Genomic DNA, 17,086 nt, shown 5'->3' with positions numbered 1-17,086 from the left:
AAGCGGGGCTATGTCAACTGTTGGTGTTCTGAAGTGTTGCATGTGGGACGGCCTGGAGACTTCAGATACCGCAACGGATGTACAACTAGTTATGAAAAAGAGCCAATTGGCACTGTTTCTAAAAATGAAGCCGCATGCCGGCAATTTCACTAAATCCGCGGCGTTGTTGCGCAAATCGAGTTTGAAGATAAAGGGGCTCTGGTGGTCTTGAACTCATGCGATGCGGACGCACTGAGGGCGAGCGAGCGCCGCCATGCGGTTCAGCACGCCTACGCGGATCGCCACCTCAGTCGCCTGGGGCCCGACCTCACGTGCCCACAAGCGATTGCCTGTGAGCGTCTTGAGCCTTACATCAAGTTCTCGACGAGAGACCGTCGGTGATAGCCGCTGGACTTTTTCCATTCGCGCCGGCAACTTCGGCCAATGGCGTCAATGGCTTCGTTGCGCCATGTTGCGCCGGGCGTGCTCTCGGGCCATGGCATCGCTCCCTCACGCAGCGGAATCGACGGTTGTGCATCGCGCGTGGCAATTGCCGCGTGGCATTGCCTGGTGTCGTACGCGCCGTCGCCGCCAATGGTGTCGATCGGCGTGTCGCTCGGGATCTGTACGAGCAGTTCGCGCAACCGTCGGCATCAGCCACATCCTGATGCGTCATCAGAGCCGCGCATATCTGACCGGTCTCCGCGTCCATCGCCAGATGCACCTTGCGCCAGGTGCGCCGCTTCGAATAGCCGTGCTTGCGCACCTTCCAGTCGTGTTTCGTCTACCGTTGCGCGCCATGCAGGGATTTGCCTGCAGCCTTCGCAAGCTCGCCTTCGCCGACTTGCCAGTGCCGAACTACACGACGCTGAGTCGGCGCGCGCAGGATCTGAACGTGGTGCTGCCGGAGCAGCGCGCCGGTCAGGCGCTGCGTCTGGTCGTCGACAGCACGGGCCTGAAGGTCTTCGGCGACCAGCCAGCCCTCGACCAAGGCCCTCAGCGACATTCCCATGCTCATCCTATATGGCCCCTTCTTGGGGAGCCCTTCGTCTCTTGAGATTCCGGTTGGCCACTCCGTCGCCAGGGCTCTCGCGTCAACCGTGGTTCAGTCCCAGAAAGCGATTCTCGAATACCAGGGAACTCCTCAAGCAGCCGCTCCAGATTTCGGCGAGCTTCGATGAGCTGCCGATTGAGATACCAACTGTGGGCAAGCCACAAGATAGTTGCTGCTCCAAGAATGAGTCGCTCAAGTCCGCTTTCAAACACAGGATTCCCCTCTAAGGTTTCACATCACGCTGGCGGTAGCCCCTACATCGAGTTGCGGGTCTACGGCGGGGCCCTGAGGGAAGCATCAGAACCACCAACGTCATAGGGATGACGCCAAAATTGACCCTTCTCCAACAGACCAATTAGCGCTTACGGGGCGGCAGCACGTCGGTACACGTGCCTTCGTAGATCTCCGCCGCCATGCCGATCGATCCGCCCAGCGTCGGGTGCGGGTGGATAGTCTTGCCGAGATCCGCTGCATCCGCGCCCATGTCGATGGCCAGGCAGACTTCGCTGATGAGGTCGCCGCTGTGTGTGCCGACGATGCCACCGCCAATCACGCGATGGGTTTCCTCGTCGAAGATCGGCTTAGTAAAGCCCTCGTGGCGGCCGTTGAACGCGAAGGGCAAATGCCGGCATGAAGGGTTCCAACTTCAGTGCCTATTCTATTCGTCCTGTGCCCCAATCGATTCGACAATCTTCGAAATCCGGGTAGCTGCACTCTTCATTAGCGGGACCACTTCTACCAGGTCATCGAGTGACTTACGGGCGCTCGGTGCGGATATGCTCAAACATGCAACCAGTTTTCCCCCGGGACCATAGACAGGCACTGCAGCACCTACAACACCGACAACGAACTCAGATTCACTGGATGCGAACCCCTGTGTTCGCACGCGCTCGACTTCCTTTTGAAGTTCAGTGGGATCGCTAATAGTGAAGGGCGTCAGACGTTCCCAGGGGCCACTCAACAAGTAGCTATCGAACTGTCGTTTATCCATATGCGCCAGCACGACGCGCCCGCTCGACGTGCAATATAGCGGCGCTCGCTGGCCACTCTGGAAGAGAAGCGTCAGCGGTGAGTCAGCCGTGGCGCTATCGACATAGATCAGATCCGTTCCACGCATCAGGCCCAAGCTGGTCGTCTCACCCGTACGGCGGGTCAAGTCCATCAGGACGGCGTGAATCGGCGCTTGCATCGTTGCCGATTGCATGATCGAGGAAGCCAGCTCGAGTAATCTTGGTGCCACCACGTAGCGACCGCGGCCGAAGGCGCGCTGAATGTAGCCGTATTCCTCCAAATTACCAATCATGCGGTGTGCCGTAGTCTTGGGAATGCCAAGTGCAGTCACGATATCGCTCACACCTACGCTTCCGCTTCGACCCAGCATCTCAAGCACGCTGAATGCGCGTTCGGTTGGAGAGATATCGACCGGCACGTCCGCCGGCTTGCTTTTCTGTTGGGCCATGATGTCTATGCTGCCCTTGCTGGCAGCAATAAGCTTGTTCGATCTTGGAGAAATCATAGCAGGATACTCCCAAAATCTAGGACACTCGGAACCGATACGCGGAACAGGTCGCGAATACCTGAGGACATTCAACAAAAAAAGGGTGCCACCCCTACCGGTGAACACCCTTGAAGCATGCAGGCGCGGGGAACGCCCACAGTGGAGGCGGGGATGCGGAATCGAACCGCCGTGGCCGGCTTTGCAAGCCGGTGCATGACCACTCTGCCACCCCGCCGTTGAGCACCGCCGCGCCCCTCGCTAGCGGTTACTCAGTCGACTTACATGGAAGTGGAGATGGTCTTCCATCCAGGTCGAAATAAAGTAGTACCCGTGGTCGAAGCCCTCGTGGTACCTCATGGTAAGGGGCTGGCCCACCTCAGCGCAGGCCCGCTCGAGTTCGCTTGGATACAGCTGCTCAGCCAGAAATTTGTCCTCCAGGCCCTGGTCGACGAGAATGCCCTGCGGGAAAAGCTGGCCATGCCTCTTGATCAGCTGTGCCGCGTCATACGCAAGCCACTTCTCCTGGTCAGCCCCGAGATAGCCACTAAAGGCTTTGATACCCCACGGGCCAACCATCGGCGCACTGATCGGCGCGAAAGCCGACACGGACTTGTACTTCTCCGCGTTACGGTATGCCAGCACCAAGGCGCCATGGCCGCCCATGGAGTGTCCGAAGATTCCAATGCTCTCGGGGTCGGCGCAAAGCTCTTCAATCGCGATGCGGTAGAGCTCTTCCGTGACGTAACTGTCCATGCGGTAGTGCTGGGCCCATGCGCCTTCCGTGGCATTGACGTAGAACCCTGCACCAACACCGAAGTCCCAGCTTGCAGTTTCGCCTTCTACCCCCGCCCCCCGCGGACTGGTGTCCGGCGAGATCAGCATGAGTCCCAACTCCGAAGCAACTCGCTGTGCGCCGGCCTTAGTCGGAAACGTCTCTTCCGTACAAGTTAAACCGGCCAGGTAGAAGAGCGTCGGCACCTTCTCGCCAAGCAGCGCAGCTTCGGGCACAAACACCGAAAACTTCATTGGCAAGCCAATGGTCTCGGAGTGGTGCACGTAAAAGCGCTGCTCGCCCTTAAAGCATGCGTGCTTGTTGACGAGTTCTAGCATTGCGCGACTCAGTACAAAACGACCGAACGAATCGATTCGCCGCGCTTCATCAGGTCGAAGCCTTCGTTGATGCGCTCCAGCGGCAGCGTATGCGTAATCAGGTCGTCGATGTTGAGCTTGCCTTCCATGTACCAGTCAACGATCTTGGGCACATCGGTGCGGCCGCGGGCGCCACCGAACGCCGAACCCTTCCATTCACGGCCGGTGACCAACTGGAAAGGACGCGTCGATATCTCAGCGCCGGCCTCGGCCACGCCGATGATGATCGACTTACCCCAGCCCTTGTGGCAGCACTCCAACGCCTGGCGCATGACCTTGGTGTTGCCGATGCACTCGAACGAATAGTCAGCACCGCCGTCCGTTAATTGGATGATATGGTCGACGACGTTGTCGACGTCCTTCGGGTTGACAAAATGGGTCAAGCCGAACTTGCGAGCCATTTCCTCCCGCGCCGGGTTCAGGTCAACGCCGATGATCTTGTTGGCGCCCACCATCTTGGCAGCCTGGATGACATTCAGACCGATACCGCCCAGGCCGAAGACCACAACATTTGCACCCGCTTCCACCTTGGCCGTGAAGAGCACTGCGCCTACGCCGGTAGTCACGCCACAGCCGATGTAGCAAACCTTGTCGAACGGTGCATCGGGACGGATCTTGGCCAGCGCGATTTCCGGCACCACGATGTGGTTCGCGAACGTGGACGTACCCATATAGTGAAAGATCGGCTTGCCACCGATGGAGAATCGCGACGTGGCATCCGGCATCAGGCCGCGACCTTGCGTGGACCGAATGGCCTGGCACAGGTTGGTCTTCTGCGAAAGGCAGAACTTGCACTGACGACATTCCGGTGTGTAAAGCGGAATCACATGATCGCCCGGCTTGAGCGTCGTCACGCCTGCGCCGACATCGGTCACGATACCCGCGCCCTCGTGACCCAGGATTGCTGGGAAGATGCCTTCGGGGTCTGCGCCGGACAGCGTGTAGTAGTCCGTATGGCAGATGCCGGTGGCCTTAAGTTCCACAAGGACTTCCCCAGCCTTAGGTCCCTGAAGGGTCACCTCTTCGATCGTTAGTGGCGTGCCGGCTTCCCATGCGATTGCAGCTTTCGTCTTCACATCTCTCTCCTAGCTTTTTGCTTCAACTCGCCGTCCATGGCGGGCTGAAATAAATTTCCCTTCACGAAGGATACATCCCATTTTTTGGTTTTTCAAGTTCCATTTTTCGGCATATATATCGTATCACGACGTCAATATAAAAAAAATGGGGTTCTGTGGTTTCTAAACGTGTACAGCGAATGCGCATCAAGAGCCATCTGCCACCGATGCAGGGGGTGTAGCGGCATGCCGCACCGGTCTGAGGCCCGCTAGGACTTTCCCTTAGTGGTTTACGAGAGGATCCAATCATGAGTTGCCGTTCCCTCGTTTCCACGTTGATCCCCTGGAAGCCGCGCCAGCCATGGATCTCCGGCTTTTTGGGTACGTCGATCCAATGGCCTGGCATATAAAATGCCTGTGACAGGCTAAAGGTCCGTTTTATGGAACTACAAAGTTCCGATCAACGGAGTTTTATTGACTTTGTACGCCGATATCCCAAGAATTGCGGAAGGAGGCAACACCAACGTCGGGGCTTCCAGTCCAGACGGCGCACCCGGTGCGCAACCATAACTAGGAGAAGGTCATGCATCGCCAACACATTTCGACCCTCATCGCATCCGGCGCACTGCTCTGCAGTGCGGCGACGTGGGCGGCATCGCCAACGTTGGACAACATCAAGGAGAGCAAGCAGATCACGCTGGGTTACCGCGAATCGTCTGTACCGTTTTCCTACCTTGATGCCGCCAACAAGCCAGTGGGCTTTTCGATGGACCTCTGTGCGGCAGTCGTCAATCAGATTAAGCAGCAGCTCGCATTGTCACAGCTCACTGTTAAATACCTGCCGGTGACTGGCGCAAACCGAATTCCGTTGATTAAGAACGGCACGATTGCCATAGAATGTGGCGGCACAGCGAGCAACCCTGACCGCCTGAAGCAGGTAAGCTTTTCGGTAGCAACGTTCGTTGCGAACTCCATGTGGCTTACCAAAGCCGACAGCGGAATCAAAAGCGCAAAGGATCTCAAGGGCAAAAATATCGTCGTGACCCAAGGATCGGACTCGGTCCAACTGGTGCGCCAGATTAGCGAGAAGGAGGGGCTCGGACTAAACATCGTTTATGGGCACGATCAGGCTGAATCGATGCTCATACTGGAGTCGGGTCGCGCTGCTGCCTTCCTGGAAGGCGACATTTTGCTTGCCGCCAAGAAGGCCGAAGCGCCGAATCCGGCGAAGTACCAATTTCTCCCCGATAAGTACAACACGGTTGTGTACGGTCTGATGGTCCCGAAGGACGATCCGGAACTCAAGGCCATCGTGGACAAATCGCTAGTCCAATTGATGGCGTCGGGTCAATTCGTCGAGATGTATAAAAAGTGGTTCGAGAGCCCGATTCCTCCGAATGGCAAGAACCTTAGCTTCCCGATCTCGCCCGAATTGAAGGAGCGCGTTGCACACCCGAGCGACAAGCTTCCGACATGAGGACTCAATTGTATCCATCATGCTCGCGGGATTAAGGACAACCACAGATGCAATTCCTCTTTGAACAGACCGGTGACGGCAGCCGTTACATTGACTGGCTGCTGTCCGGGCTTCTTTGCACCTTCTCGCTCTGGCTTTGCGCAGGAGCCGCGGCGTTTGTTATCGGCGTCGTCATCGGCTCATTCCGTACGGCGCCACCGGTAGCGTTGCGGGTGATCGGTCGAATATACGTCCAGATCTTCCGCAACATCCCGCTCATAGTACAAGCGTTCCTTTGGTACTTCGTCTTCCCGGAGGTCATACCCACGGTGCTTGGCACCGCCATCAAGGCGGTGTCACCGCCGTGGGCGAGCTTCATCCCTGCCGTCATTGCACTGAGCCTGTATACAGGATCGCGTGTCGCCGAGCAGATCCGTGCGGGAATCAATGCGATCCCAGACGGACAGATCAAAGCGGCGCACGCCTTAGGCATGGGCACGTTCCAGGCCTATCGGTTGATTCTGCTGCCTCAGGCGTTTCGGATTACTATCCCAACACTGACAAGCGAAGCGCTTGGCCTGTTCAAAAACACGTCCGTGGCCTTGACCATCGGCTTGCTCGAGCTCACAGCGCAAGCACAGCATATCAACGAGTATACATTCAACACGTTCGGTGCCTTCGGAAGCGCAACGCTGTTCTATTTGCTGACGGCGCTTGTCATCTATCAGGTCGCCGCGCTCATCGAACGATGGGTGCGGCGCGCGTCAAGGTAGATGTCGCCTCATTCATGCAGCCAAACGCTGGTTTTCCGCGCCTGGCTTGATACGGGTGGGCACGGCAATCTCGCGCTCGGGGTTGAGCGTGACCGTCCCGATTGGCGACCAATCTCGCGTGTGGCGTGACCAGCGACGCGGGTTGCTCTCTCGGGCCTTGGCGTACAGCTCATGGCGCGCGGCGAGAATCTTTTCATCTTGTCCGGCGTGGCGCTGTGCCGGACTCACATAGCGGATGCCGCTGTGTCGATGCTCGTGGTTGTACCAGTGGACGAAGTGCGCCGCCCAAGTACGCGCCGCAGTCAGATCGGCAAAGCCCTTGGACGGGAACTCCGGCCGGTACTTGGCCGTGCGGAAGAGGCTTTCCACGAAGGCATTATCGTCGCTCACCCGCGGACGCGAGTACGAAGGCTTGACGCCCAGCCAGTGCAACATCGCCAGCACCGTGGTGGCCTTGAGCGTGGCACCATTGTCTCCGTGCAACACCGGCTTGGCCGCCATGGCATGAATGCCCTCGGCCAGCGCCGTGCGCTTGACCAGATGCGCCGCGTGATCGGCGTCGTCGCGATCGTGGACCTCGAAGCCCACGATCTTGCGGCTGTACACGTCCAGGATGAGGTACAGATAAAACCAGCGCCCGGCGACCTCGGCCGGTAGGTAGGTCATGTCCCAACACCACAGTTGGCGCGGCCCCGTGGCCACGTGCGTGGTGGGCGGACGGCTCTGGCGCGGCGCCTTGGCGCGTCCTCGATGCCGGGTCTGCCCATGGGCCCGCAGCACCCGACCAAAGCTCGATTCGCTGGCCAAGTAGACACCCTCATCGGCCAGCATGGGCACGATGCGCGCCGGCGGCATGTCGGCGAAGCGCGGCTCATTGGCGACGGCCAGAATGCGTTCGCGCTCCTCGATGCTCAGCGCATGCGCGGGCGTGGGCCGTTCGGCCCCGAGGCGGCGGTCGCCGACCACCAAGCCATCGTGGGCCTTCCAGCGTTGCAGAGTGCGCACGGTTATGCCAGCCACCTCGCACGCCAGGCGCAGGCGAGCGCCGCCTGCATGCGCGGTTTCGATATGGCGGACCATCGTGTGGCGATCTTCCAGGCCGATCATGCGTCCTCGTCCTTGTCCTTCGGGAAGATGCCCTCTAGCTTTTTTGAGAGTATCAGCAGGGCGGCGGCTTCAGCCAGCGCCTTCTCCTTGCGGCGCAGCTCGCGTTCGAGTTCCTTGATGCGGCGCCGATCGGCCTTCGTCTCGCGAGGGGTGGCGCGCGCATCCTCGGGCTCCGCCAGCGCCTGCGTGGCGGCAGCACGCCACTGCTCCAACTCCTGCGGATACACACCGTTCTCACGGCACCAGGCGTTCTTGCTGGCCTCTTCCATCGCAGCCGTCGCCAGCACCGCCTCAAACCTGGCCGCCGCTGTCCATGCCCGCTCGCGAGCAGGCATGGACATAGCGTCCGCACGCCAGCGCTCCAGCGTGGCCACTGCCACACCCAATTCCCTTGCAACCACTTCCACCGCCGCACTCTCCGGCGGTAACAACCGCGCTACCGCCCGGTCCTTGAAATCCTTCCCGTAACGAGCCACTTCTCTCTCTCTCATCGCCCCCAGGGTTCAAATTCTATCGGGGCGACATCTATTCTGCCGCGGGGGGGGGTGGACATTCCTGGTACTCACACTGCGGCATCGCGCAATTGATCGGAGCTGGACATGCATTTCGACTTTCTCGCCATTTATAACGCATTGCCCTATTTGATGGACGGGCTTGCGTTCACGGTCGAGCTCGCGGTCGTCGCCAGTATTGGTGGCCTGGTACTGGGAACTTGCATGGCGGTCGTCCGCCAACTCAAGATCCCCGTGATATCCAGCGTCATCAGTGCCTACGTCACGCTGATGCGCTGCATTCCCCTTATTCTGGTGCTGTTCTGGTTCTTCTTTCTTGTTCCGCTGGTTCTGGGCTACCTCTCTGCAGCTGGACGGCCAGTTCCGTTAGGACCAAGGACGACCGCCTTCGTCACCTTTACGATGTTCGAGGCAGCGTACTACGCAGAAATCGTCCGCTCCGGTTTCAAGGCCGTTCACAAAGGGCAATACGAGGGAGCTCGTGCACTGGGCCTTTCGACATGGACGACCTACACGTCGGTGATCATTCCACAGGTTCTCAAGGCTACCGCTCCAATTATTGTTACCCAGACCATCATCCTGTTCCAGGACACTTCATTGGTCTATGTCTTGTCACTCAGTGATTTTCTCCACGTTGCCGCCCAGATCGCACAACGTGACTCGAAACTCGTCGAATTCTATTCGTTCGTTGCTGTCGTCTATCTGGTCCTGTGCTCCGCAGGCTCCGAACTTGCCGAGCGCCTGCGCCGAAAAGAGCCAAACGCGGCAAAGCGCACCAAGTCGTTCCGACTCCTAGGTCTTCCCCGGCCATAGACCGACACGTTGCTATATAGAGGTCCTCAATGCTTGCTGAATCCACGCCCAATAACACTATCGTCACGGTATCGAACCTGCGGAAAAGCTATGGCAACCACTGCGTCCTGAACGGTATCAACCTTAAAGTCAAACGCGGAGAGCGCATCGTCATCTGCGGCCCATCTGGCTCAGGGAAGTCGACGCTCATTCGTTGCATCAACGGCCTGGAAGCGTTCGAAGAGGGAACCATCGCTGTCCATGACTTCAAATCGGGCGAGCAACTCACAAAGCTTGCCGACATACGGCGCGAAGTTGGCATGGTTTTCCAGAGCTTCAACCTTTTCCCGCACATGACCGTGCTGCAAAACTGCATGCTCGCGCAGATCAAGGTCCGCAACGAGCAGAAGAGCGCGGCAAGGGACCGTGCGATGCATTTCTTGCAGAAGGTCCGCATCGCCGAGCAGGCAAACAAGTATCCCGGACAGCTCTCCGGAGGTCAGCAACAGCGTGTGGCCATCGCGCGAGCGTTGTGCATGACGCCGTCTGTCATGCTCTTCGATGAGCCGACTTCGGCCCTAGATCCGGAAGTTGTACAGGAGGTCCTGGAGACAATGGTCGCGCTGGCGAAAGACGGCATGACCATGCTATGTGTGACCCACGAAATGGGCTTTGCACAGAAGGTCGCCGATCGCGTCATCTTCATCGATGGAGGTAGCATCGTTGAGGAGGCGCCGCCATCCGAGTTCTTCCACACGCCAAAACATGAACGGGTGCGTGCATTCCTAAGCCAAGTTCACGGCAACGCGGAAAGGATTGCGGCGTGAACTACACATGAAAATATGTTTGCCGGGCGGCGTGGCTGAGCGCCTCGCGGTCATCTCTTTGCGCATCCCGGCCAACACCATCTGATAGTTAGCAATGATTCCTATTAAAACACTCTCTGTCTAGCGATGTTCAATACTGTCGAAGATATTGAACGCCTAATCGACCTAATCCGCAGCGGGCTACAAGCAATTACTGCCCCAACCACTGTGCAGAATACATAGATATGCGAAAGGGCTTCATGCCCAGGCGCATACCACGCGGGTCAAGAGATTGGCCCCACGCAATGTAGCAACCGGTAAGGTTAATAACCCACCATTGAATTGACCGCGTCAAGAGTTGGAGTCCGTTAGAATGAAAACGCCGCCCTCACCCCACTTTACTCCCATCGATCTTAGTAGTTACTTCAACGTCGATCGGCAACTCTTCGACGCGGCGCAGGGACGGAAGAGGAGTACCGGAAGCCCTGTATTCTTCGGACTTCATACACTCCGTGGCATACCGTTTGCGTTCGGGGCAGAAGCTAGTCCAAACGTGCTCGCTCTGCGCCCAGGAGAGCCGGCAGTTACCATCGCGCTCGAGCCGACGATCGCGAACTATGTGGTCTTCGTCCATGCAGTCGCCGATCGCCCGCCAATTATTCCCGACAGCTTTGGCCCCATTGATCCGACGACCGCACGCCCCGTCGAAGGAATTGAACTGGGAGATCTCGTTTCGGCATACACGCTTTGTTATGCAGATGGCTCCGAGGCCGAGACGTCCGTGTCACGGCGTCTCGACATTCAACAAAGTCATACGTCTTGGCGTTGCAGTCCCTATCGCTCGGTGCCTGCACACAAGCCGAGAGTGATTGCGACGCATGCAGAAGACCTAGCTCTCGGGCGCGCGCCAGATTCAGACTACTTCCTTGCCGAATCCCGTGCCGCGACAGGCCTGGTGAGGGGCGGGGAGAATCTGTGGGTATACGCGCTCTCCAATCCACACCCTGGGAAGGAAGTCGTAGCCATCCGGCTACGTCCGGAAACCGAGGCCTCGCTCGTGTACGCAGTAAGCACAACAAGGCTTATCGACCACCCATTGCGCGGTCAAGCTCGGCGCAAGCTGCGAATGGAATTGCCTGATGGGGTCGCTCTCAATGCGCTGGGCGAACTTGACACAGACGACCGCGGTGATTGCGTCGGGATCGACCTGGGTACAGTTATCTCAGTTCGTGCCATACTCGAATACTCCGAACGTGATTGGCTGAGCGATCTACATGAGGTACAGCCAAGAAGATCTGATCGAGAGGTAATTGTCGAATACTCGGCTCATCCCGATGCCAGGCTCTATCTCCGGCGCGATGACGGCTCTCTGATTTCCTACGACCTAAGTGACTGCGGAGATAATCGTTCTCAAGACGAGCATTCCGTCGCAATCACCATTCAGCCTGCCACCCGTCCCATCAAGCTGCGGATCGTTGAGAAGAGTACCGGGTCGCGCGTCGCCGCACGGTTGCATGTCCACGGTGCCGACGGGGAGTACCTTCCCCCGAAAGGACACCACCGGAAGGTGAACACTGGATGGTTCGAAGACTACGCAGCTGAATTTGCAAACGGTCTAAATCAGTATGCGTATATCGATGGCCATTGCACCATCGATGTTCCGATCGGACGGATCTTCGTTGAAGTGACACGTGGCTTCGAGGTTCGTCCGTTACGGAAAATTGTTGAGGTCGGTGCCGATACCGAAACAATTACTCTGGAGCTTGAAAAGGTGCTTCACTGGCGAGAGCAAGGCTGGGTGAGTTCTGATACACACGTCCACTTTCTAAGCCCGCAAACCGCCTTGCTAGAAGGCCAAGCAGAGGGGGTCAACGTTGTGAATCTGCTCGCCGCACAGTGGGGAGAAATGTTCACCAATGTTGGTGACTTCGATGGTTTGACAACCTTTGGAGCGAAGGACTTCGGTGGTAGTGGTGAGTTTGTGGTTCGCGTCGGCACCGAGAACCGCATGGACGTGCTAGGACACATATCCCTGCTTGGGTACGAGGGCGACATGATCAACCCGCTATGTGTCGGGGGGCCAAGCGAGTCGGCAATTGGTGATCCACTCGAGATGACAATGACCGGCTGGGCGGAGCAATGCCGTCAGCAGGGAGGGCTGGTCGTCTTGCCACATGGGCCTGATCGACAAGCGGAGCGCGCAGCAGATATTGTTCTTGGTGTGATCGATGCGGTCGAGATGATGACCGCCAACCCACGGCACTCACAGATAAGCGCCTTTGGCCTAGCAGATTGGTATCGCTATCTCAACATCGGCCATCACCTACCGCTGGTCGGAGGCTCCGACAAGATGAGCGCGGCGAACCTGCTTGGCGGCATTCGTACCTACGCCCTTTTAGGGCAGCGCGAGTTCACTTATCGAGATTGGATGGACGCTGTGCGAGGCGGGGACACCTTTGTGACGGTCGGCCCTCTCGTCGATATGACGGTAGAGGGACGGCGTCCCGGAAGCAGGATGCAATTGCCAGGAAGCGGAGGGACTGTAACCATTAATTGGCGAATCGATTCGGTCAGTGTGCCGCCTTCCCGCATCGAGGTCATTAAAAATGGTGCGATCATCGATGAGGTGCGCTGTGAGGCGTTGACGTCTGAAGGCCATCTCACGATCCGCATCGCGGAGTCATGTTGGCTAGCGGTCCGCGTCCGGGGGAGTGTCGTTGGACGCGATGCTGACATCGCCGCACACACCAGCGCAGTCTATGTACAGGTCGGCGACCATCCCATTTTTGCTACCGCTGACGCAGTGACCATCCTTCAACAAATCGAAGGCTCGATAGCATACTTGGACACGATCGCTCCCAGATCGGATGAAGCCCGCCACGCACGCGTTAGGGCCTCACTTGAGCTTGCCCATCATCGTCTGCACCACAGGCTTCACGAGCTCGGTGCGACCCACGCACATGCGCCTGTGCATTCGGTACACATTGAACGCGATCACTGATAAGACGCGCGCTCGGATTCAATCTAAGGAAGAGTTTGCAACAGCCGCAGGCGAACCATTTTCAACCGACCTGCGGCCTCCCATGGCCTAGGTCAGGTACTTCACGGGAAGGGCCGGCGTCCGATCGCGACTCCGGCCATTTTCTGTTGTCATTCGAAATGATCACGATTCTGCTGAGAAGTTGCATGTGCGATTTCGCTACGACCAGCATCGAGGGCGTGGCCGGGTGATCCCGCCACGCTACGAGTCGACTGAGGAAAACTGATGGTACTGTTGTTCAAGGCTCTTTTCGGGGCTCATCAAAGCGATTTTCGACGTAAGGTAGTTGGTCTGTATGCTCTGCTCGGCGCGTTCAATATCGTTGCTTGGGCTTGGGCTTTCATCGCGTTCCACGACTATCCGCTGCTCATGGGCACAAGCCTACTGGCCTACTCATTAGGACTGAGGCATGCGGTCGACGCTGACCATATCGCGGCGATCGACAACGTTACGCGCAAGCTAATACAAGCTGGGCAACGTCCGATTACGATCGGACTATTTTTTTCCCTTGGACATTCGACCATCGTAGTTCTCGCATCGGTCGGCGTTGCTGGCACCGCGCTGGCGATGCAAACGACATTCGAGGGCTTCAAGGAGCTGGCGGGGCTGATCGGCACGCTGGTATCAACTTTTTTCCTGCTGGCTATCGCACTTCTCAACTTTGTCATATTGCGCTCGGTTGTGACCGCGTTTCGCCGTGTTCGACGTGGCGAGCCATACACGAATGAATGTCTCGACCTGCTGTTAGCGAATCAGGGGCTGCTGGCGCGGATTTTCCGCCCAATGTTTCGGCTTGTCTCGAAGAGCTGGCACATGTACCCGCTAGGTTTTCTCTTCGGGCTTGGCTTCGACACTGCCACAGAGGTAGCGCTGCTGGGCATCTCGGCAGCTAGCGCCTCACATGACTTGCCTATCTGGTCCATCCTTGTCTTTCCAGTACTTTTCACTGCTGGCATGACGCTGATCGATACCATCGACGGCATCTTGATGCTCGGCGCCTACAGCTGGGCGTTCGTGAAACCCGTCCGCAAGCTTTACTACAACATGACGATCACGTTCATCTCGGCGGTCATCGCACTCGTTGTGGGCAGTATCGAGGGGCTAGGTCTGCTTGCGGACAAGCTGCATATCGAGGGCAGTCTCTGGGATTGGATCGGTGAGCTTAACGAAAACTTCGGACTGATCGGCTATTCCGTGATCGCCCTCTTCATCGGTAGCTGGCTCTTGGCGGTAATGATCTATCGAGTGAAGGGCTACGACGAACTGGAAGCCACGTCCGGCCCGGCGTAATGAGCTGCGCGTTTCCCGCCACTGGCGGGCATAGCGACACGCTCCGCGCAGCACCGGCATGCCTGGCGGTCCCGGGCACCTGGAATCTTGCGGTGTAGCGCGTTCCGCAACGCCTGTTTGTCAAAGTATGAGCCAGTCCGTCTCCTGTCCTTTCCGTATCGCAAACACGACCTCGCGTGGCTTCCGAACTCTCATTTCTGCGGTATGCGCTCTTGCAATGCACGGCGGTGTTCAGGCGGGCGGCCTGCAGCAGGCTGAAAGCGCTCTGCCCACTGTCACCGTGCGGGCAACAATAGAGGAAACCCGTCAGGCGATCCCTGTCACTGCGGCCAACCAGGGCTACGTCTCGCGCGAACAACTTGAGAACCGTCCGCTGCTGCGACCGGGCGAGTTGCTAGAGACCGTGCCGGGCCTGATCGTCACGCAGCACAGCGGCGACGGTAAGGCCAACCAGTATTTCCTTCGAGGCTTCAACCTCGACCATGGGACTGACTTGTCGACGAACGTGGCCGGCATGCCCGTCAATATGCGCACGCACGCTCACGGGCAGGGTTATACCGACCTCAATTTCGTCATCCCGGAACTGGTGAGCGGCATCTCGTACAAAAAGGGCATCTACTTTGCGGAGGAAGGGGACTTTTCGCCGGCCGGCGCGGTGCGGATGGATTACGTTGCGAGCCTCCCTGCCGGCATCGCGCAACTGGAGCTTGGCCAGCATGACTACCGGCGCGCAATATTCGCCAACTCGGACCAAGTCGGCACAGGCACGTTGTTGTATGGGTTCGAGTGGCTCGGCGAGAACGGCCCCTGGGTTCTTCCAGAGGGCGTGCTTAAGCTCAATGGGGTCGTACGCTACACTCTACCGCTCGGTGGCGGTGAGCGCTTGGGTGTCACGGCGATGGCCTATCGGAACGATTGGAACTCGACCGATCAGGTGCCGCTTCGAGCCATCAGCCAAGGGCAGATTTCGCGTTTCGGCTATATCGATCCGTCCGACGGCGGCTATGCTTCGCGCTACAGCCTGTCGGCCGACTGGTTGCGTCCGGTGGCAGAAGGCTTGTTCCAGGCCAACGCTTACGTCATTAAAAGCCGGCTGCAACTGTTCTCGAACTTCACCTATGCACTGAACAACCCCGAGCGGGGCGACCAGTTCGAGCAATTTGAGAGTCGCGTGACGACCGGCGCAAGTGCGTCGCGCACCTGGTTTAACAAGCTGGCCGGGCTCGACTCCGAAACTGAGATCGGCACGCAGGTACGCGTCGACCGGATCGATCCCGTCACGTTGGCGAACTCCCAAGCGAGGCAGATCTACCAGACCGTACGCACAGATTCGGTCAACGAAACCAGCGCCGCACTATACCTGCGCAATGCCACGGCGTGGTCGCCTTGGCTGCGCACGGTCGTGGGGTTGCGCGCCGACCGCTTCTGGTACGGCGTGTCCACCAACAACCCCACTAACTCGGGCAACGGCAACGATCGTATCGTCAGCCCGAAGCTGAGCATCGTGATGTTGCCGGCGGACCACACCGAAGCGTTTCTGAACTGGGGGCGCGGATATCACAGCAACGACGTGCGCGGCGCGACGACTACCGTCGACCCCTCGTCAGGAGCACCAACTCAGAAGGTCAGCGTGCTGGTGCCGGCCACCGGCTACGAAATCGGCGTGCGGACGGCAAGGTTCGTACCCGGGCTCCAATTGTCAGCCTCGCTCTGGCGGCTTGACCTCGGTTCGGAACTGGTGTTCTCCGGCGACAGCGGCACCACCGAGCCCAGCCGTCCGAGCCGTCGCACCGGCATCGAACTCGCCGCCTACTACGCTCCGCCGGCAGGGCCGCTTGCCGGACTCATCCTCGACGCCGACGCCGGATTCTCCCGCGCCCGTTATCGAGACCATGAAGATGCGGGCAACTACATTCCCGAAGCGATTCAAACCACTGCGTCGGCCGGCGTCTCGATGAGCCGTGGTCGCTGGTCGGTGGGCGCGCGGGCGCGCTACTTCGGTCCGCGCCCGCTGATCGAGGACAACAGCGTACGCTCCGCGTCGTCGTTCCTGGTCAACCTGAAAGTGGGCTATCGGCTGATGAAAGACGTGCGCGTTTTTGCTGAAGTACTCAATGTGTTCTATAAGCGCGTCAACGATATCGACTACTACTACGCGTCGTTGCGAAAGGGTGAGGCGTCGCCAGTAGATGCCAACGGTGTTGCCGCTGGGATCAGCGACCATCACATCCATCCGGCAGAGCCACGGACATTCCGGTTTGGGGTTCTTTGGAACTTTTGATGCAATAAACCCGCTCCCTCAATTAGTAACGTAGCCCAAACTTGACTACCGGGGACTACCTATTTATTTTGACGGCCAATCTGTATTGCCTATTGCCGTGTCAACGGTAGCTATAAATCGTCGGGCGCGGTTGTGCATCGATGGCTCCATGAGCCGATTCGTCCCAGATTTCTACAGAGGCGCATCTCTTTGCCTCGTATGTGGGCGGGAAAAAATGCGATCGGCCAGCGTGCGCCGAGGACAAGTTCAGCCAAACATGAACAAGGCGGCGGTGCAACGGCGGGCCATCTGAGG

The 17,086-nt window shown here is 58.3% G+C and carries 11 protein-coding genes, 1 tRNA gene and 3 pseudogenes; 8 read left to right on the top strand and 7 right to left on the bottom strand.

The genetic code is table 11. The features are described from left to right. Positions 1-213: 213 nt before the first annotated feature. Positions 214-754 (bottom strand): annotated as a pseudogene (locus tag ACZ5MJ_RS36700) (IS5 family transposase); the annotation flags it as partial. On the opposite strand from ACZ5MJ_RS36700, the pseudogene ACZ5MJ_RS36695 reads away from it, so the two are divergent. Beyond that, positions 746-952 (top strand): annotated as a pseudogene (locus tag ACZ5MJ_RS36695) (transposase); the annotation flags it as partial. The pseudogenes ACZ5MJ_RS36700 and ACZ5MJ_RS36695 overlap by 9 nt on opposite strands. A gap of 436 nt (positions 953-1,388) precedes the next feature. On the opposite strand, the pseudogene ACZ5MJ_RS36690 reads toward ACZ5MJ_RS36695, so the two are convergent. The 5 genes and pseudogenes from ACZ5MJ_RS36690 to ACZ5MJ_RS36670 all read right to left on the bottom strand — a co-directional run. Next, positions 1,389-1,640: pseudogene (locus ACZ5MJ_RS36690) on the bottom strand (dihydrolipoyl dehydrogenase); the annotation flags it as partial. Between the two features lie 51 nt (positions 1,641-1,691). Then, positions 1,692-2,549, bottom strand: a complete 858-nt coding sequence (locus ACZ5MJ_RS36685; protein ID WP_464227247.1) for an IclR family transcriptional regulator — start codon at positions 2,547-2,549, stop codon at positions 1,692-1,694. A gap of 142 nt (positions 2,550-2,691) precedes the next feature. After that, a tRNA-Cys gene (locus ACZ5MJ_RS36680) sits at positions 2,692-2,766 on the bottom strand. A gap of 23 nt (positions 2,767-2,789) precedes the next feature. Then, positions 2,790-3,641 carry an S-formylglutathione hydrolase gene (gene fghA, locus ACZ5MJ_RS36675; RefSeq protein WP_464227245.1) on the bottom strand — a complete coding sequence of 284 codons (852 nt, stop codon included), beginning with the start codon at positions 3,639-3,641 and terminating at the stop codon, positions 2,790-2,792. An 8-nt stretch (positions 3,642-3,649) separates the two neighbouring features. Further along, positions 3,650-4,756: an S-(hydroxymethyl)glutathione dehydrogenase/class III alcohol dehydrogenase gene (locus ACZ5MJ_RS36670; protein WP_464227244.1), complete on the bottom strand. Its 1,107-nt coding sequence runs from the start codon at positions 4,754-4,756 to the stop codon at positions 3,650-3,652. Positions 4,757-5,318: 562 nt separating this feature from the next. Here ACZ5MJ_RS36670 and ACZ5MJ_RS36665 point away from each other — a divergent pair. Together ACZ5MJ_RS36665 and ACZ5MJ_RS36660 are read left to right on the top strand one after the other, a co-directional pair. Next, entirely contained in the window at positions 5,319-6,212 is an 894-nt protein-coding gene (locus ACZ5MJ_RS36665) for an amino acid ABC transporter substrate-binding protein (protein ID WP_464227243.1), read from the top strand. A gap of 47 nt (positions 6,213-6,259) precedes the next feature. Continuing rightward, the gene (locus ACZ5MJ_RS36660) at positions 6,260-6,964 is read left to right on the top strand and encodes an amino acid ABC transporter permease (protein WP_464227241.1); all 705 of its coding nucleotides are present in this window, start codon (positions 6,260-6,262) and stop codon (positions 6,962-6,964) included. Between the two features lie 12 nt (positions 6,965-6,976). Here the strand turns inward: ACZ5MJ_RS36660 and ACZ5MJ_RS36655 are convergent. Then, a protein-coding gene (locus ACZ5MJ_RS36655) for an IS3 family transposase (RefSeq protein ID WP_464223491.1) occupies positions 6,977-8,547 on the bottom strand; the annotation gives its coding sequence in 2 pieces (ribosomal slippage) (positions 6,977-8,118 and positions 8,118-8,547; 1,572 coding nt in all). A gap of 123 nt (positions 8,548-8,670) precedes the next feature. On the opposite strand from ACZ5MJ_RS36655, the gene ACZ5MJ_RS36650 reads away from it, so the two are divergent. The 5 genes from ACZ5MJ_RS36650 (at position 8,671) to ACZ5MJ_RS36630 (ending at position 16,792) form a co-directional block, all read left to right on the top strand. Next, on the top strand, positions 8,671-9,396 hold the full coding sequence (locus ACZ5MJ_RS36650) for an amino acid ABC transporter permease (protein ID WP_464227240.1): 726 nt from the start codon (positions 8,671-8,673) through the stop codon (positions 9,394-9,396). Between the two features lie 29 nt (positions 9,397-9,425). Next, a complete protein-coding gene (locus ACZ5MJ_RS36645) occupies positions 9,426-10,202 on the top strand; it encodes an amino acid ABC transporter ATP-binding protein (protein WP_464227239.1) in 777 nt (258 codons plus the stop codon). A 352-nt stretch (positions 10,203-10,554) separates the two neighbouring features. After that, entirely contained in the window at positions 10,555-13,182 is a 2,628-nt protein-coding gene (locus ACZ5MJ_RS36640; protein ID WP_464227238.1) for a CehA/McbA family metallohydrolase, read from the top strand. A gap of 264 nt (positions 13,183-13,446) precedes the next feature. Then, positions 13,447-14,511, top strand: coding sequence for a HoxN/HupN/NixA family nickel/cobalt transporter (locus tag ACZ5MJ_RS36635; protein ID WP_464227237.1), 1,065 nt, complete (start codon positions 13,447-13,449; stop codon positions 14,509-14,511). Between the two features lie 217 nt (positions 14,512-14,728). Further along, complete coding sequence (locus tag ACZ5MJ_RS36630; protein WP_464227236.1) at positions 14,729-16,792, top strand: TonB-dependent receptor; 2,064 nt, start codon at positions 14,729-14,731, stop codon at positions 16,790-16,792. Positions 16,793-17,086: the final 294 nt, after the last annotated feature.

It is taken from the genome of Cupriavidus sp. LA-1, from assembly GCF_055385985.1.
The sequence above is the reverse complement of the archived record's forward strand: the minus strand, read 5'-3'. Positions and strand labels throughout refer to the sequence as shown.

Coding starts and splice junctions, on each gene's coding strand:
- ACZ5MJ_RS36635 (WP_464227237.1), top strand. CDS start 13,447: ATGGTACTGTTGTTCAAGGCTCTTTTCGGGGCTCATCAAAGCGATTTT.
- ACZ5MJ_RS36660 (WP_464227241.1), top strand. CDS start 6,260: ATGCAATTCCTCTTTGAACAGACCGGTGACGGCAGCCGTTACATTGAC.
- ACZ5MJ_RS36665 (WP_464227243.1), top strand. CDS start 5,319: ATGCATCGCCAACACATTTCGACCCTCATCGCATCCGGCGCACTGCTC.
- ACZ5MJ_RS36640 (WP_464227238.1), top strand. CDS start 10,555: ATGAAAACGCCGCCCTCACCCCACTTTACTCCCATCGATCTTAGTAGT.
- ACZ5MJ_RS36630 (WP_464227236.1), top strand. CDS start 14,729: ATGCACGGCGGTGTTCAGGCGGGCGGCCTGCAGCAGGCTGAAAGCGCT.
- ACZ5MJ_RS36685 (WP_464227247.1), bottom strand. CDS start 2,549: ATGATTTCTCCAAGATCGAACAAGCTTATTGCTGCCAGCAAGGGCAGC.
- ACZ5MJ_RS36645 (WP_464227239.1), top strand. CDS start 9,426: ATGCTTGCTGAATCCACGCCCAATAACACTATCGTCACGGTATCGAAC.
- fghA (WP_464227245.1), bottom strand. CDS start 3,641: ATGCTAGAACTCGTCAACAAGCACGCATGCTTTAAGGGCGAGCAGCGC.
- ACZ5MJ_RS36650 (WP_464227240.1), top strand. CDS start 8,671: ATGCATTTCGACTTTCTCGCCATTTATAACGCATTGCCCTATTTGATG.